Here is a 16,455-nt window from a genome sequence, read left to right on the forward strand (position 1 = left end):
CACACCCGCAAGGCCCTCCCCGCGACATCACCCCACTCCCGCAGTACAATTCGATCACATAGCAGGCCGAAATCACCGGCCTCGGGGGACCTAAATGATCGAAATGAACGCCTAGGGGTGGGCGCATGAGAATCTTCACCACGCGCGCGGCCGCGCGCCGCGCTATCAACAACCAAGCCGTGAAAATCTGCCACGGCCTCTACACCGATAGGGAGCCCTCGCCGCGCGAACTCGCGGAAATCGTCTCCCAGCGCTGGCCCGATTCGACGCTCGACGGCTACTCCTGCGCCCATCACTACCTCGGCCACGCCTTAACCTTCCCACTGCATTTCCTACGCGCGGGAACGATGGCCTCCAGCCCCTACTTCCGCAGCCGCCGCGCTCGGCCGAAGGCGCTCGGCCGGCTCAATGGGATTAACGTGTGCAATCCGCTGCAGGCCACAGAAATCATGGCGGAGGAAGACGCCATCGCGTTCCTCGAGGCCTACTTTGCCGGCCGGTACGGCACTTCGCAGATGGAAGGCCACATGCTCGATTTCCAGCGATTCCCGCAACACACCCGGTGCGTGCTGGAAAACACCATCCTCGGCGCCGATAGCGTGCCGGAGCGCAACCTCACCCGCGCACTCCGGCCCCACGTCGCCGTCTACAACAACAGGTACATTGGCCCGTACCGTTGGCACCTACTCTTGAAGGAGCACAAGGTAGCCATAGAAGTCGACGGCTACGCCTACCACCAGGGCGAGAACCGGCAACGATTCGAAATTGACCGCCAGAAGCTTAACGACGCCGTCCAGAGGGGCTACAAACCCCTCCACTTCACCGCCGCCACAATTGAGCACCACCTCGACGTGGCCGTGAGCCAAGTTCTCGCGATAGTTCGCGAGAAAGGCGGCTTTTTAACCCCTCCCTGGCAGTGGCACCACTACTGGCGGTTCCAGCACTAGCTCAGAGGCGCCGCCCGGCCGATCCAGAAGCACGCTAGTAACTAAGGTGAATGGCATGAAAAACGTTCAACCAACTGAAGTACCAGAAGGCGCACAGCTCATTGATGTCCGCGAGAATGAGGAGTGGGCGGTGGAGCGCGCGAAGGGCGCGACCCACATCCCGATGAGCGAGATTACGGGTCGCATCCAGGAAATCGATCCGGACAAGGACATCTACGTTATTTGCCACGCGGGCGGCCGCAGCATGCAGGTCTGTCAGTATCTGGAGCATGCGCTGGGCTGGGACACCATCAATGTGGAGGGCGGCACGGATAATTGGAAGGCTTCCGAGCTTCCCATCGAAACGGATTAATTGGCCTTAACCAATCTTTTGGGATTATGATGATGGTATGGCTTCCACGAATAATTCTGTAATCCCAACGGCCCTGCTCGAATCCCCGTCGTTCCAGCTGGAGCGTCTCCGCCGCCGCACCCGCGATGGCGTCGAGGCTGCCCTGCAGACTAAGCAGACGACGCTGCGCGAGTACTGGGTCCTGACCTGCCTGGTGGACGCGGATGCCGCGTCGCAGTCCTACCTGTCCGAGACCCTGGCCATTGATGCCTCTGACATGGTGCGTCTTATCGACGCCCTCGAGGATCGCGGCTGGGCCAAGCGCGAGCGCGACCCGAAGGATCGCCGCCGCCAGATCGTCGCGTCCACCAAGAAGGGCGCAAAGGTCCATAAGGACTTGGCGGAGCTCGTTTCCGCCGCCGAGGACGAGGCTTTGGATGAGTCCACCAATAAGCAGCTCAAGCACCTGCGTAAGTTGGCCAAGTCCATCATTGCCGCGGACGAAGAAGAGGCGTAAATGGCAGGACCCGAATCACGTGTCCCGCAGCAGTACCTTTTAGGTAGCGCGGCTCCGCGGCCGCGCACGCTGTGGGACATCATCACGGCCACCGCGGAAATGCACCCAGACGCCGCCGCGCTTGACGACGGCGAGATCATCACCTACTCCGAGCTCATTCACGAAGTCGAGCTGTGGGCCACCGAGCTGCATGCCAATGGCGTGCGCCGTGGCGATCGCATCGGCATCCGGATGACCTCGGGCAAGCGCGAGCTCTACCTCGCCATTTTGGCGACCCTGGCGGCGGGCGCGGCCTACGTGCCTGTCGACGCCGACGACCCGGACGAGCGCGCCGAGATGGTCTTCGGCGAGGCTGATATCGACGGCGTCTTTACGGACGAGGGCTTCCGCTTCCTACGCGATTCCGCGCGCCCCGACGCCCCAGACACCTCCGCCGAGGAGCCGGCCGAGAAACGCAATGCCCCGCGTCCGGAGGACACCGCGTGGATCATCTTCACCTCCGGTTCCACCGGCAAGCCGAAGGGCGTGGCCGTCAGCCACCGCTCCGCGGCCGCCTTCGTGGACGCCGAGGCAAGCCTCTTTTTGGTCAACCACCCGCACGGGCCGCTCGGCCCGGAGGATCGCGTGCTCGCCGGCCTGTCCGTCGCCTTCGATGCCTCCTGCGAGGAAATGTGGCTGGCCTGGGGCCACGGCGGCTGCTTGGTCCCGGCACCGCGCTCCCTGGTGCGTTCCGGCATGGACTTAGGTCCGTGGCTCATCCGCCGCGATATCACCGTCGTGTCTACCGTGCCTACCCTGGCGGGGCTGTGGCCGGCCGAGGCGCTGGATAATATCCGCTTGCTCATCGTCGGCGGCGAAGCCTGCTCGCAGGAGTTGGTGGACCGCCTGGCCACCGAGGACCGCGAAATGTGGAATACCTACGGACCCACCGAGGCCACCGTCGTCGCCTGCGCGCAGCAGATGCTGCCAGGACGGCCGGTGTCCATCGGGCTTCCGCTGAATGGGTGGGATTTGGTGGTCGTCGATAAGCAGGGCATGCCTGTGGAAATGGGCGGCGTCGGCGAGCTGGTGATCGGCGGCGTGGGGCTGGCGTCCTACCTGGATCCGGCCAAGGACGCGGAAAGGTACGCGCCGCTGGAGTCGATAGGCTGGCAGCGCGCCTATCGCACCGGTGACCACGTGCGCTTGGAGGAAGACGGACTGTACTTCGTTGGCCGCGTAGATGACCAGGTGAAAATTGGCGGGCGCCGCATCGAGCTTGGCGAGGTCGAAGCCAACGTCGCGGCCCTGGATAACGTCTATAACTCGGCCGTGGCCGTGCAAAAAACTCCCGGCGGCGAGTCCGTCCTAGTGGGCTACGTTTCCCTCGAGGATGAGGCCAAGGGCTTCGATCACGAGGCCGCGCACGCCCGCCTGGCCGATACCATGCCGGCCGCGCTCGTCCCGCGCATCTGCGTGATGGAGGAGCTGCCGGTGCGTACCTCCGGCAAGGTGGATAAGAAGGCCCTGCCGTGGCCGCTGCCTGGAGTGGGCGTGGAATCGACCACGCTGACCGAGACCGAGAAGTGGCTCGCGGAGCTGTGGGTAGAAACGCTCGGCGTGTCCGTAGAGGACGAGAACGCCGACTTCTTCTCTCTCGGCGGCACTTCGCTGGCGGCCGCGACCCTCGTAGGCCATATTAGGGAGCGCTACCCCAACGTGGCGGTGCGCGACCTTTACGACCACCCGCGCTTGGGTTCGCTGGCCGAGCTCATCGCCGGTGCCGAGCCGCGCCCCGCGGCTGCCGATGTCCCCATGCGCGAGGTCACCAAGGTCGGCTTCGGCACCCGCCTAGCCCAGACCCTGATTCAGATTCCCGTCATGACGCTGGCCGCCTCCAGCTGGCTGGCCTGGCTCATGCTGGGTTCCACCGTGGCGGCATCACTGGACTTCGAGTGGGCCACGGCCTTCCCGTGGTGGCTGATTATCGCCATGCTCGTTGTCTTTGTCACCCCGATTGGCCGCATCCCCATCGGCGGCTACGGCGCGCGCCTCATTACGGCCGGCATCACGCCGGGCGATTACCCGCGCGGCAGTTCGACGCACCTGCGCATCTGGGCGGCTGAGCGCTGGGCTAATGCCTCTGGCGCGAGCTCGCTGGCCGGTGCCACGCGCGTAAATAACTACGCCCGCGCGCTCGGCGTCAAGGTCAAGCGCGGCGTGGATCTGCACTCCCTGCCGCCGGTTACTGGGCTTCTCACGCTGGGCAAGCACGCCGCCATCGAGCCCGAGGTGGACCTCTCCGGCTACTGGTTGGACGGCGATATCCTGCACGTGGGCGCCATCGACGTTAAGGAAGGTGCCCGCGTGGGCGCGCGCTCCACCCTGCTGCCTGGCACCGTGGTGGGCAAGTATGCGCACGTGGAGGCCGGTTCCACCGTCACCGGCCGCAAGAAGATCAAGGACGGCCAGCGCTGGTCGGGCTCGCCTGCCAAGAAGGTGGGCCGCTCCAAGCACCGCTTCCCGTCCCATACGCCAAAGCGCCGGCCGTGGTGGGTGGCTATCTATGACGCCACTTCCGTCCTGCTGGCCATCCAGCCGGTCGTGGCGCTGGCGGTAGGCGCGGCCGTCGTGCTCGCCCTTGTGCATTCCACCGGCGGCGATAGCTTCGTCGGCGCGATCTTCTTCGCGCCCGTCGGCGCGCTGGCGGCCTTCGCCACCTACATGCTGCAGACCTGGCTGGGCGTGCGCATCCTCTCGCTCGGCATTAGCCCGGGCGTGGCACCCGTACGTTCGGTCAAGGGCTGGCGCCTATGGGCCATAGAGCGGCTCATGGACGAGGCGCGCACCAAGCTCTTCCCGGTGTATGCCTCGCAGCTAACCCCGGCGTGGCTGCGCTCGCTCGGCGCGGACATTGGCGCGAATGTGGAAATCTCCACCGCGGTGATGATCCCCAAGCTCACCGAGATCAAAGAGGGCGCCTTCTTGGCCGATGACACCATGATCGGCGGCTACGAGCTCGGCGGCGGCTGGATGCGCACCGGCGAGACCAAGGTGGGCAAGCGCTCCTTCGTGGGCAACTCCGGCATCACCGCGCCCGGCCGCAAGCTTTCGAAGAACTCACTGGTTGCCGTGCTTTCTTCTACCCCGAAGAAGACGAAGGCCGGCGCCAACTGGTGGGGTGCGCCGCCAGAGCGCATGCGCCGCGTGACCGTGGAGGTGGACTCCCCTGCCAACTCGGGCGAGGCGCTGACCTATAACCCGGGCTTTGCCGTTAAGGCCGGCCGCGGCGTGGTGGAAACCATGCGCCTTTTGGCACCGATGTTTTCTGCCATGCTGCTCGCCGCGACCCTTAGCGTGTACTACTCGCTTCTCGACGCCCTCGGCTTCCCCCTCACCTGGCTCCTCTCCGGCCTCGTGCTCATGGGCATGGGTGCCGTAGCCATGGCCGTTACCGTTGCCGTGAAGTGGATTTGCGTGGGCAAGCACCGCGCGGCCGATCACCCGCTGTGGTCCGCCTTTGTCTGGCTCAACGAGCTGCAGGATACCTTCGTGGAGGTCGTTGCCGCGCCATGGTTCTTCCAGCACACCTATGGTTCCGGCGAGATCAACCTGGGCCTGCGCGCCCTCGGCGTGGAAATCGGCCGTGGTGCGTGGATCGATTCCTACTGGTTCCCGGAAACGGACCTCATCCGCATCGGTGAGGCCGCGACCGTGGGCCCTGGCACGGTGGTGCAAACCCACCTTTTCCAGGACCGCGTGATGAGCCTGGATACCGTCACCGTCGAGGCCGGATCTACGCTGGCTTCCCATTCGGTGGCGCTGCCGGCCTCGCTGATTGGTAAGGCCTCCACCGTAGGCCCCGGCTCGCTGGTCATGCGCGGCGACCGCGTTCCCACCAACGCCGTGTGGCAGGGCAACCCCATCGAGCCGTGGAAGCGATAGGCCACCGGCAGGCACCTTCGCCCTACCGGGCGAAGTCCTGATACTTAATCATTTCGCCGGATTTGAAGTCCCAGGCCTCCACTCGGACGCGGTCAGCAAAGACCTTGACCCGCAGTCCGGTGGAGGCCTCTTCCTTTTCTTTGACGATTTTCTCGTCATTATCGCCATCTGGCAGGTACTCATTGAGGATGGCACCGGTATTGACTACCGGGAAGCCGGTGCGGCCGGCCTCGCCCGTGCCGTCGTAGCGGCGGGTTCCCCACCAGTTATTCTGGCGCAGCGAGGAGTGGCTGTGGCTACTAAACCACACGATGTTGTTGTACTTATTGACCACGTTGGATAGCGCTTCAAGGTCCTCGAAATCATTCTGGTACCACGCCGAATGGGACATCGATACCGTCTGCGGTAGCAGCGGATGGCTAAAGACCAGCGCCGGCGTGCCCTTAGCATCCCAATAGGCCAGACGCTCATCTAGCCAATCGAGCTGCTCTTTGCTGATGCGCTGGAACGGCTCCTTGCCGTGGCGCAGGATATCGGAATAGAACTCGGTATTCACCGAAATCAGTGGCACCCCGTCAACTACCTCTTCCTTCCACGGCTTATCCTGGCCGGAGTATTTGAGGAAGCGCTCCAGGTAGGTCTCAGATCCTTCCTTGCCGTACATTTCGTGGTTGCCGATGGTCCACAATTCCTTGCCCGAATCGTGCGGCTCCTCGCTGTGCGCGGCCAGGAAATCGTCCCACTGCTCCTGCGAGCCATCGTCCACGAGGTCGCCGTTAAGCACCAGCGCCCCGGCCTTGTCCTCCATGCCATTCAACTGGCGGACCGCGTCTTTGTAGTCTTGGGGGTCGCCTTGGACGTCGGAAAGCACGTCCACGATAGCCTGCGGCGAACCTTTGAGCTCACCCAGCGGCTTGACGACGCCCACGTTGTCCACCGCCCACCACCAGTCATCATTGCCATTGTTGTAGCTGAAGCTGACCTGCATGGTCTTCGCGCCGGCCGGCACGTCCACGCCGATGGACTCGTGCTTGGAGAATACGTCCTTGTCAAAGGCGGCGATTTCCTGAGGTTCCCCACCATCGAAGGCGACCTTCACCGTCGCGTTCTGTCCTTCCTTGCCCTGGCGGTAATGGTGGTCGAATTCCACATTCACCCGGTCCTGCCCCGCCACCGAGATGGCCGGGCTCTTCAGTCCGGCGGTCATAGAATCGCCCTCGGCCAAACGCTGCTGCTTATTGTCAATGATGGCGAAGGTGTCATGCGCCTGGGTGAAGTAGTGGCGCATATCGGTTCCGGCCGCCCAGGTCCAATGCCGCATATCGCCAAAGGTCCACCCCTTCCAACGGGCCTCGCCCGAGTCCACGCCCTGCACGTCGGTCTTCCACCCCTCCGGCGCGCGGTGGGTAAACCATGCCGGGGTATCTACCTCATCGAAGCTTTCTTGCCACAACACTCGCGAGTTGACGCCTTCGCCTTCTTCCGCTTTCGGTTGCTTGGCCTCTCCTTCAGAGGATCCCTGGGAAGAGCCATAAGAAGAGCCAAGCGACGACCCCAAAGACGTGCCAAAGGAAGATCCAGGAAGCGAAGACTGAGCCGCCGCCATGGGCGCACCCAGGACTCCGGTAAGAACTAGGACAGATGAGAAAGCACAAAGTTTATTTTTCATAACTTTATTTCTATCTGGCCTGGGCAACGAGGGGGTTACATATACGTAAACTCTTGGCAAGCACTACAAGCCTGCCAAGAGCTTTAGCGATTATTCTCCCTAGGGACCCTTCCGTTTAGGCGTGGCGGTCCAGCCAATCAACCACCGTATCGAGGGCCTGGTCGGCAGCCGGCTCATTAAAGACCTCGTGCTTCTGCCCCTCCCAGGTCACGTACTCCACGTCCTTGGAAGAGATGGAGTTATACCAATCCTGCGAAAAGTATGGCGGAACGATGCCATCCTTGGTGCCGTGCATGATAAGCGTCGGTGCGCTAAAGAGGTCCGCATTGACGGCGTCATAGTTCGCAATCGCCGCCAGCTGCAGGGCGGTTCCAGCGCTGGTCTTCTGCGCGATGAGCGGGCTAGAGGCATACTCGTCCTTCACCGCTTGGCTGGTGGAGATACCATCCGTAAATGGATTAGACAGCTGAATGCCCTTGCTCCACTCCGGCGACTGTGCACCGATCTCAGTGCGGTGCGGAATTAGGTTTTGCGCGTAGCGCGCATTGAAGCTAGTCAGCTGAGCGAGCGGTAGGCGCTCAAAGATGGTGGGATCCAGCTTCTTCTGGGTCTCAGAAATATCATCCGGAGTGATATTCTTTCCGGCCACGTTCTTGCCCGAAAGGTTCAGCGGTGCGCCACCACCATTGGTGATGATGCCATCTGCCTTGCCCGGCTCGCGAATCCCATAGGCTTCCACGGTCAGTGCACCCATCGAGTGGCCCAGCAGGAAGGTCTTTACTCCCTGATTTTCTTCCTTCGCCATGTCTACAACACGGTCGAAATCATCGAGGATGTACTGGAAATTATCGATATGCCCCATTGGTACGCTGCCGCCGGCGGATTTTCCGTGGCCGCGGTGGTCAACGCGGTAGACGTTGTAGCCTGCATCGAGCAAGCGCTTGGCGACGTAATCGTAACGCCCCGAGTGCTCCGATACACCGTGCGCCAAAACCACTGCGCCGCGGGGGTTTGCCACCTTCTGCTTCCGATAGTAGATCTTTACACCCTGACCGCGCTGACTATCGAAGTAGCCGTCCTCATCAGAAACCTGCTTGTCAGAGACGGTCGGGCGTCCCAATACATCTGGTTTCTGGTCTGCCGCTGGCGCCGGCGCCTCCTGGGCGCCCGCGCTTACTGTAAGCGTTCCGGATACCGCCACTGGTGCCGCCATGACAGCAGCCGCCGTCAAGCAAGCGGTTATATGCTTCTTTATCATCACCGTCTCCTCTTGGTGTTGTAGCTCATATTGTTTTCCCAGATGAGATTGAGATAACAGTGATGCTAAATACGCGACGGCATAGAGCACAAATAACTTTCAATAATGTCACCTACGGTTCCGTAAAATAACCGCACGGAAACAGACTTTTAGAAAGAACAAATCCTGCCGAAACTATTTCCCAAATCCACCCCCACTATTCCTCCTAATACAAAAAGCGGGAAACTCGGAGTTTCCGAGTTTCCCGCCTACGGGTTAACTAATTCAGCTCAAGCCTAGTCACCAATCTGGTCGCGACCACGCTTAACAATGTTCTCGTCAACCTCGCCTACCAGCTCGTGGTCCTTGTTCGTGTACTCGAACTTGGACAGGACATAGCGCATCGCATTAATACGGGCACGCTTCTTGTCATTGGACTTAATGGTAATCCACGGCGATTCTTCCGTATCGGTGTAACGGAACTGCTCTTCCTTCGCACGGGTGTAGTCATCCCACTTATCCAGCGAGGCCAAGTCCATCGGGGACAACTTCCACTGGCGCACTGGGTCAATCTGGCGAATAGCGAAGCGGGTGCGCTGCTCCTTACGGGTAACCGAGAACCACAGCTTGGTCAAAGAGATACCCGAGCCGAGAATCATATTCTCCAGCATCGGAACCTCGCGAAGGAACTCCGCGTGCTGGCTTTCGGTACAAAAGCCCATAACTCGCTCCACGCCGGAGCGGTTGTACCAAGAGCGGTCAAAGAAGACGATTTCGCCACCGGCCGGGAAATGCTCGATATAGCGCTGGAAGTACCACGAGGTGGACTCACGCGGCGACGGCTTTTCCAGTGCCACGGTGCGGGCACCGCGCGGGTTCAGATGCTCGTTAAAGCGCTTAATAGTGCCACCCTTACCGGCTGCGTCGCGCCCTTCAAAGATAATAATGTGGCGCTGGCCAGTTTCCTTGGTCCAGTTCTGCCACTTCAGCAATTCAATCTGCAGCGCGCGCTTAACGGACTCGTACTCATCGCGAGTCATACGCTCATCGTAGGGGTAATTTTCACGCCAAGTCTGAACCGGGGAACCATCCGGCATGATCAGCGAAGGATCATCCTCGTCGGTTCCGTCGACGACGTAGCCGTCAGTTTTTGCCAGGTCAATCTCGGGAAGGTCGTCGTCTTTAATATCAGCCATGCATTTAGTGTAACCCGAATGTAGACGGCAAGCGCGCTAAACTTTCGCAGTTACCCCTTCTCTCGAAACAGCAAACAAAACAAAAAGAAGGCCTACCGAAACGGTAGGCCTTCTTACTTCAGTAAGCTTTAAAGCTCAGAACTGAAGGATGTTCTTATGCGAACATGCCGATCAGCTGGGAAGCACCCTTAGCAACCTCGGTCAGCGGCTCAATGAGGGTGTAAGCAGCATTGAACAGGCCACCGAAGATGTCGAAAGCAAAGTTCAGGGTAGAGGAAAGGTTCTCCATTTTAGTGTCTCCTTAGAAAATTAGAGCTGGTTGAATTAGTTGGAGCTGAGTGCCGGAAGGGCTGCGTCGACTACCTCAAGGGAGGTCTTGAAAGAGTCGAAAGCATTAGCAATGCCAACCCAGTTGGACAGACCCTCGACAACCTTGTGCCAGCCTTCCCAGGTGTTAACGAAGTTGTCCAGGTGCATCTGGATGGTGGAGAGATCCATGTTTGAACTCCTAAAATAGATCCGAAGCTATCTTGCCCCGGAGGGGTTTGCAGTTTGCAGACACCCTCAGTGGGCGTCACAAGAGATATTTTGGCACAAGTTTGAACGAAATCAAGTCAAATTTGCATAGATGTCCCTACACGCAGGCAACTTGATAAGGATAAGTTTATGACTTATAGCAGTCATTAGAAACTTTTTATCTTAATTGAAAGCCTGCTGAACTGGGCTTTTATGTCACGCTTTAAATAGTTGGACTAAATAAGACTTAACACTGTAACGCTTTCCGGTGTAACGAACGATAGGTAGGCGCAAAACCCGCTCTCTGAGAGCGAAAAACTTTTTTAGATTGCGCCCCTTCAGTTACCCCTATACGGGGTCAATGGGGCACATGGTTCGCGTGTTAAAAGCTGGGGCGGCGATTGGCGCGCCATTTTCCACAGCGGATTGCCTGAGTTTTCTTTGCACTACGGCCTAAATCGAAACCGTCTATGACGAGCAATTTCGGAAAATCTATCCGTGAAGACGCAGCGCCCACATATCGCATTGGTTAAGCAAAGTGCTGCAGACACGCCGAAACACCCCGTTTCATGCGCTCTAAAGCACAGAAACGGGGCGCTCAAGCTTATTCGCCAAGCCCGTTGTTACGGGTGGCCAATGGGCGTATAGCGTTTAGAAGCCCATGCCGCCCATGGCGTCAGCGTCCGGCATGCCGTTGTTGGCGCCGGCCGGCTCAGGCTTGTCGGCAACGACGGCCTCGGTGGTCAGGAACAGAGCTGCGATAGATGCAGCGTTCTGCAGTGCGGAGCGGGTGACCTTGACCGGGTCATTGATGCCAGCCTCCATGAGGTTGACGTACTCGCCGGTAGCAGCGTTCAGGCCTTCGCCTGCTGGCAGGGAGGCAACCTTGTCTGCCACAACGCCCGGCTCCAGACCAGCGTTGTGTGCGATCTGCTTCAGCGGTGCGGACAGGGCCTCGCGGACAATCTTGACGCCGGTAGCCTCATCACCCTTGAGATCATCCAGGGAATCCAAGACGGAAGCGGCCTGCAGCAGGGCTACGCCACCGCCGGCAACGATGCCCTCTTCCACGGCAGCCTTGGCGTTGCGGACTGCGTCCTCGATGCGGTGCTTGCGCTCCTTGAGCTCGACCTCAGTAGCGGCACCAACCTTGAGGACGGCAACGCCACCGGAGAGCTTAGCCAGGCGCTCCTGCAGCTTCTCACGGTCATAGTCGGAATCGGAGCTTTCGATCTCGGCGCGAATCTGCTTGATGCGGCCGTCGATCTGCTCCTGGGAGCCAGCACCCTGAACGATGGTGGTCTCGTCCTTGGTGACAACGACCTTGCGTGCCTGGCCCAGGTACTCGAGTTCGGCGGTCTCGAGGGAGAGGCCGACCTCTTCGGAGATGACCTGGCCGCCGGTAAGGATGGCCATGTCCTGCAGGGTGGCCTTGCGGCGATCGCCGAAGCCTGGTGCCTTTACAGCGACGGACTTGAAGGTGCCGCGGATCTTGTTCACCACGAGGGTGGACAGGGCCTCGCCCTCAACGTCCTCGGCGATAATCAGCAGCGGCTTGCCGGACTGCATGACCTTCTCCAGCAGCGGAACGAGGTCCTTGATATTGGAGATCTTGGAGGAGACCAGCAGGATGTACGGATCCTCCAGGACTGCCTCCTGGCGCTCCATATCGGTAGCGAAGTAGCCGGAGATGTAGCCCTTATCAAAGCGCATACCCTCGGTTACCTCGAGGTCAACACCGAAGGTATTGGACTCTTCCACGGTGATAACGGAGTCCTTGTTTACGGAGCCGTTGCCCACGGTGTACATAGCCTCGGCGATCTTCTCGCCGATTGCTGGGTCCGCAGCGGAGATGCCAGCGGTGGTGGCAATCTGCTCCTGGGTTTCTACTTCCTTAGCGGAAGACAGCAGGGAGTCGACGACCTTCTTGGTAGCGGTCTCGATGCCGCGCTTGATGCCCATTGGGTTGGAACCTGCGGCCACATTGCGCAGGCCTTCGCGTACCAGTGCCTGTGCCAGCACGGTTGCGGTGGTGGTGCCGTCGCCAGCGACGTCATCGGTCTTCTTGGCAACTTCCTTGACCAGCTCGGCGCCGATCTTCTCGTAAGCATCCTCGAGCTCAATTTCGCGAGCGATGGAAACACCGTCATTGGTAATGGTCGGAGCGCCCCAGGACTTTTCTAGGACGACGTTGCGGCCCTTGGGGCCGAGGGTGACCTTGACGGCGTCGGCAAGCGTGTTCAGGCCGCGCTCAAGGCCGCGGCGGGCCTCTTCATCAAAAGCGATAATCTTTGCCATTGTGTTTGTGCTCCTTGGTTTATTGAGGACGACACTCACGTCTTTCTCGCTGCGGACGCCCGCGACGGCATGGCTGGTGAGTGTGAACCAACCTCAACCACAACGATGTAGATTTATCTAGCACTCATACTGTGCGAGTGCTAACGACCATTCTGGCACTCTCCCACCGTGACTGCAAGAAAAAATGGCGCCCCGCGAAGGGACGCCATTATATTAAGGAATGGATCAGGAACTAAGCGCTTTTCACCGTGCGCTTGGTCCAGCGGTAGATGAACGTCAGCGCGACGATAAAGAGGATCACGCCGACGATGGTGGCAGACGTGCCGCCCTCGAAGATCTCTAGCGGGCTATCGCCGCCGGCAGCGGCGATGATGCCGGCATTGACCACACCAAAGAGGGACTCGCCCACGATAAGGCCGGTGGCCAAGAGGGTGCCCATGCGCTTGGCAAATTCCGGACGGGATTGCTTAGCAGCCCACTTGTCATAGAAAGTGCCCAAGATGGCGCCAATTGGAATGACGATGGTCAGCGCGGCTGGCAGGTACATTCCCATGCCTACCGCCAGCGGCGAGAGCGAGTACTTATCGGTAAATTTGCGCAGCAATTCGTCAACAATAATTAAGACAGCGCCGATGGCCATGCCGATAAAGATGAGGTTCCAGTCCAGCGAGCTATCGAAGATGCCGGAGGCAACGGAAGACATCAGGGCGGCCTGCGGGGCTGCCAGGGCGTCTTCGCCGGCGCCCTCCATGCCTTGGAAACCGAAGCCGTTGAGCATAACCTGCAGAATCGGCGGGATGACCAAGGAGCCAAAGACCACGCCGATAATGAGGGCGACCTGCTGCTTCCACGGGGTGGCGCCAACGAGCTGACCGGTTTTGAGATCCTGCAGGTTGTCATTGGAAATGGTGGCGATGCCAAAGACAATGGCCGCAGTAAAGAGCGTGTAGGCCACCAAGGAGAGCGGATCCGCGGTGGTGCCGCGGGTGACGGCGGCGATGAGCAGCGAGGCGGCGAGCACGGCGATGATGCCGATGGAGGAAATCGGCGAGTTAGATGCGCCAATGAGGCCGGCCATATAGCCGCAAACGGAGGCAATAATCAGGCCTACCAGCAGGGTAAAGAGAACCGAAACGGTAATGAGCACAGCCATGTGCTCGTGGATATCGGTTCCGCGTACGAAGTCCCACAGCAGCAAGGCAATCGGCACCATGGACGCCACGATGGTGGTAACTACGTACGGGAACGGAATATCGCGCTCGGTCACATCCACTTCGGAACCGGCCTTGCGGGCGCGCGAGGTTGCCAAGGACTGGCGGATGCCCACAGCAATGGGGCCTGCAATCTTCAGCAGCGTCCAGATAGCGGCAATGGCCATGGTGCCCACGCCGATGAAGCGGATGTCATCGGAGAAGGTGGTATCGACGACGTCGGCAAGCGCAGCGGCGCCCGAAACATCGCCGGCGGTGAAAATGGGCAACAAGATGAAGTAAGAAATCACCACGCCAACCAGCATCGCAATGCCTACCGGCAGGCCGACCAAGTGGCCCACACCAATGAGGGCCGTGGACAGGCTGGTACCCAGGGTGGTCGCGCCGGCGCCCAGCTTGAAATACGCGGAAGCCTCAGAAGCGGCAGCCTTCATCGCCGCCAGCAGCGCCATTACGGCCGAGGTAATGCCGCCGGCGACGATGACGCGCAGGCCCTTGGCATTTTCCTCATGGCTCGCGCCATCGGCGTTCTCGTCGCCTACCTTGAGGACCTCGGCCGCGGCCACGCCTTCTGGGTACGGCAGATCGGAGCCGGTGACTAGGGCACGGCGCAGCGGGATGGAGTACATCACACCGAGTACGCCGCCGATAACGCACACGCCGGCCGTCTGCAGGAAGCCAAAGCCCTGCCAATAGCCCACCATGACCAGGCCTGGGAGGACGAAGATGATGGCGGACAAGGTACCCGCGGCAGAGGCAATAGTCTGGACAATATTGTTTTCTTTAACGTTATGACCCTTGAACCGGCGCAGCACCGCCATGGAAATCACGGCGGCCGGGATGGAGGTAGCAAAGGTCAAGCCCACCTTCAGCCCCAAGTAGACGTTGGCGGCGGTAAAAATGAGGGTGATCAGGCCACCGATAATGACGCCGCGCAGGGTTAGCTCGGGCAGGGTGGCTTTGGAACCTGCGGCGGATGATGCGTTCGCCATGCCAGGTCCTTTCTATTCTCGGCTATGAAAGTTTCTTGTCTCACCCCGCGTAGCAAGCCGCAGCCAGCAACGCCCGTTTCGCCCGCTTCACCCCGGTTTAAGTTCCGGTTTATATCCGAACGGGCAGAATCCGCACAGGGTGGAATGAATAAATTTTAGTTCACCACCCCGGTGTTTTCCTATTCCGGTTGCTCTATAGCTTGGGGCAGGCGGGTACCGTAGAGGGCATGACTGCACTTAATGAAAGTATCCGCAACGATCGCGAGACCATCTTCCGCCAGCTCAGCGAGCTGGTAGCCTTCAACTCCGTCCACAACGAGGAGGGCTTGGAAGACCAGACCAAAGGCGCTAGCCAGTGGGTAAAATCCGCGCTGGAAGAGTCCGGCGTGAGCGTGGAGACCATCACCACGGCCGATGGCTCCACCGCCATCTTGGGCGAGCGCAAGGGCGACGAAGGCGCCAAGACCGTTCTACTTTACTCCCACTATGACGTGGTGCCGGCCGGCAACCGCGAGGCCTGGGAGTCTGATCCCTTTACCCTTAGCGAGCGCCAAGCCGCAGATGGTTCCACCCGCTGGTACGGCCGCGGCGCCGCCGATTGCAAGGGCAATGTAGTCATGCACTTGGCGGCCCTGCGCGCGGTGGACAATAATGGCGGCGCCAAGGTTAATCTGAAGTACCTCATCGAAGGCTCCGAGGAGCGCGGAGGCGAGGGCCTATCCCAGCTCATTAAGGATCGCCCAGAGCTTTTTGCGGCCGACGCCATCCTCATCGCCGATGCCGGCAACTCCGCCGTGGGCCAGCCCACCTTGACCACCTGCCTACGCGGCGGCGCACAGATTGGCGTGCAGGTTGATACGCTGGCCTCCGCCGTTCACTCCGGCCAATTCGGCGGCGCGGCACCGGATGCCGCCAAGGCACTGATGCGCGCGATTGATTCCCTCTCCGATGAATACGGCCGCACCGTTATCGATGGCGTAGATACCACCGCTGAATGGTCCGGCCAGGAGTACTCGGCCGAGGCTTTCCGCGCCGATGCCCAGCTGCTGGAGGGCACCAAGATCATGGGCGAGGAGGATCCCGCCGGCGCCACCCCAGTGGCCAATATCGTCTGGTCCCGCCCGGCTATTACGGTCACCGGCTTTACCTCCACCCCGGTTTCGGAGGCGGTCAACGCCGTGCCTGCCACCGCTTCCGCCCAGCTCAACCTGCGCGTTCCAGCAGGCGCCGATGCCGCTGCAATTGCCGACGCCGTCTGTGAGCACCTACGCGCCCACACCCCATGGGGCGCACACGTGAAGGCCGAGGTGCTGGAATCCAACGCCGGCTTTGCCACCGATCCCGAAAAGCCTGCCGCTGCCCTGCTGGGCGAGTGCCTGTCTGAGGCTTATGGCAAGGAAACGGCCGCACAGGGCATGGGCGGATCCATTCCGCTGACCACCGAGCTACAAGAAGCCCACCCGAACGCGGAGATCGCCCTCTACGGCGTGGAAGAGCCCAAGTGCACCATCCACTCCGCCAACGAGTCCGTGGATCCCACGGAGATCGAGAATATCGCCGCCGCCGAGGCGCTCTTCCTGCAGCGCTACGCCTAAGGCTAAACCCCTAGGTCCAGCC

General features: G+C 60.5%; 12 protein-coding genes. 5 read left to right on the forward strand and 7 right to left on the reverse strand.

The genetic code is table 11. From position 1 onward, the window contains the following. Window positions 1-125 precede the first annotated feature (125 nt). Genes L8V01_RS09860 through L8V01_RS09875 form a run of 4 tightly spaced genes read left to right on the forward strand, consistent with a single transcriptional unit; the run spans window position 126 to window position 5,719 of the window. The gene (locus L8V01_RS09860) at window positions 126-947 is read left to right on the forward strand and encodes a PDDEXK family nuclease (protein WP_269946888.1); all 822 of its coding nucleotides are present in this window, start codon (window positions 126-128) and stop codon (window positions 945-947) included. A 55-nt stretch (window positions 948-1,002) separates the two neighbouring features. After that, on the forward strand, window positions 1,003-1,299 hold the full coding sequence (locus L8V01_RS09865; RefSeq protein ID WP_269946889.1) for a rhodanese-like domain-containing protein: 297 nt from the start codon (window positions 1,003-1,005) through the stop codon (window positions 1,297-1,299). 37 nt (window positions 1,300-1,336) lie between these two features. After that, window positions 1,337-1,795, forward strand: a complete 459-nt coding sequence (locus L8V01_RS09870) for a MarR family winged helix-turn-helix transcriptional regulator (protein WP_198492088.1) — start codon at window positions 1,337-1,339, stop codon at window positions 1,793-1,795. Beyond that, window positions 1,796-5,719 (forward strand): Pls/PosA family non-ribosomal peptide synthetase, encoded by a 3,924-nt coding sequence (locus L8V01_RS09875; RefSeq protein ID WP_269946890.1) that lies wholly within the window; start codon window positions 1,796-1,798, stop codon window positions 5,717-5,719. A 22-nt stretch (window positions 5,720-5,741) separates the two neighbouring features. Here L8V01_RS09875 and L8V01_RS09880 read toward each other — a convergent pair whose 3' ends face one another. The 7 genes from L8V01_RS09880 to L8V01_RS09910 all read right to left on the reverse strand — a co-directional run bounded on the left by L8V01_RS09880 (window position 5,742) and on the right by L8V01_RS09910 (window position 14,838). Next, window positions 5,742-7,388 (reverse strand): metallophosphoesterase family protein, encoded by a 1,647-nt coding sequence (locus L8V01_RS09880; protein WP_269946891.1) that lies wholly within the window; start codon window positions 7,386-7,388, stop codon window positions 5,742-5,744. A 115-nt stretch (window positions 7,389-7,503) separates the two neighbouring features. Next, window positions 7,504-8,646: an alpha/beta hydrolase gene (locus L8V01_RS09885; RefSeq protein WP_269946892.1), complete on the reverse strand. Its 1,143-nt coding sequence runs from the start codon at window positions 8,644-8,646 to the stop codon at window positions 7,504-7,506. A 275-nt stretch (window positions 8,647-8,921) separates the two neighbouring features. Continuing rightward, window positions 8,922-9,821, reverse strand: coding sequence for a polyphosphate kinase 2 (gene ppk2, locus L8V01_RS09890; protein ID WP_023019951.1), 900 nt, complete (start codon window positions 9,819-9,821; stop codon window positions 8,922-8,924). Between the two features lie 154 nt (window positions 9,822-9,975). Beyond that, window positions 9,976-10,110, reverse strand: a complete 135-nt coding sequence (locus L8V01_RS09895; RefSeq protein WP_255632127.1) for a hypothetical protein — start codon at window positions 10,108-10,110, stop codon at window positions 9,976-9,978. A gap of 35 nt (window positions 10,111-10,145) precedes the next feature. Next, on the reverse strand, window positions 10,146-10,319 hold the full coding sequence (locus L8V01_RS09900; protein ID WP_225746395.1) for a hypothetical protein: 174 nt from the start codon (window positions 10,317-10,319) through the stop codon (window positions 10,146-10,148). Window positions 10,320-10,988: 669 nt separating this feature from the next. After that, window positions 10,989-12,635 carry a chaperonin GroEL gene (gene groL / locus L8V01_RS09905; protein WP_086588229.1) on the reverse strand — a complete coding sequence of 549 codons (1,647 nt, stop codon included), beginning with the start codon at window positions 12,633-12,635 and terminating at the stop codon, window positions 10,989-10,991. Between the two features lie 232 nt (window positions 12,636-12,867). Continuing rightward, window positions 12,868-14,838: an OPT family oligopeptide transporter gene (locus tag L8V01_RS09910; protein WP_269946893.1), complete on the reverse strand. Its 1,971-nt coding sequence runs from the start codon at window positions 14,836-14,838 to the stop codon at window positions 12,868-12,870. Between the two features lie 227 nt (window positions 14,839-15,065). Here L8V01_RS09910 and L8V01_RS09915 point away from each other — a divergent pair, with 227 nt between their 5' ends. Further along, window positions 15,066-16,433: a M20/M25/M40 family metallo-hydrolase gene (locus L8V01_RS09915; protein WP_269946894.1), complete on the forward strand. Its 1,368-nt coding sequence runs from the start codon at window positions 15,066-15,068 to the stop codon at window positions 16,431-16,433. Window positions 16,434-16,455 lie beyond the last annotated feature (22 nt).

Source organism: Corynebacterium curieae (assembly GCF_027570035.1).
Lineage (GTDB): Bacteria > Actinomycetota > Actinomycetes > Mycobacteriales > Mycobacteriaceae > Corynebacterium > Corynebacterium curieae.

What these genes read in the sequence shown, in the direction of transcription:
- L8V01_RS09860 (WP_269946888.1), top strand. Translation starts at nt 126, where the DNA reads ATGAGAATCTTCACCACGCGCGCGGCCGCGCGCCGCGCTATCAACAAC.
- L8V01_RS09865 (WP_269946889.1), top strand. Translation starts at nt 1,003, where the DNA reads ATGAAAAACGTTCAACCAACTGAAGTACCAGAAGGCGCACAGCTCATT.
- L8V01_RS09870 (WP_198492088.1), top strand. Translation starts at nt 1,337, where the DNA reads ATGGCTTCCACGAATAATTCTGTAATCCCAACGGCCCTGCTCGAATCC.
- L8V01_RS09875 (WP_269946890.1), top strand. Translation starts at nt 1,796, where the DNA reads ATGGCAGGACCCGAATCACGTGTCCCGCAGCAGTACCTTTTAGGTAGC.
- L8V01_RS09880 (WP_269946891.1), bottom strand. Translation starts at nt 7,388, where the DNA reads ATGAAAAATAAACTTTGTGCTTTCTCATCTGTCCTAGTTCTTACCGGA.
- L8V01_RS09885 (WP_269946892.1), bottom strand. Translation starts at nt 8,646, where the DNA reads ATGATAAAGAAGCATATAACCGCTTGCTTGACGGCGGCTGCTGTCATG.
- ppk2 (WP_023019951.1), bottom strand. Translation starts at nt 9,821, where the DNA reads ATGGCTGATATTAAAGACGACGACCTTCCCGAGATTGACCTGGCAAAA.
- L8V01_RS09895 (WP_255632127.1), bottom strand. Translation starts at nt 10,110, where the DNA reads ATGGAGAACCTTTCCTCTACCCTGAACTTTGCTTTCGACATCTTCGGT.
- L8V01_RS09900 (WP_225746395.1), bottom strand. Translation starts at nt 10,319, where the DNA reads ATGGATCTCTCCACCATCCAGATGCACCTGGACAACTTCGTTAACACC.
- groL (WP_086588229.1), bottom strand. Translation starts at nt 12,635, where the DNA reads ATGGCAAAGATTATCGCTTTTGATGAAGAGGCCCGCCGCGGCCTTGAG.
- L8V01_RS09910 (WP_269946893.1), bottom strand. Translation starts at nt 14,838, where the DNA reads ATGGCGAACGCATCATCCGCCGCAGGTTCCAAAGCCACCCTGCCCGAG.
- L8V01_RS09915 (WP_269946894.1), top strand. Translation starts at nt 15,066, where the DNA reads ATGACTGCACTTAATGAAAGTATCCGCAACGATCGCGAGACCATCTTC.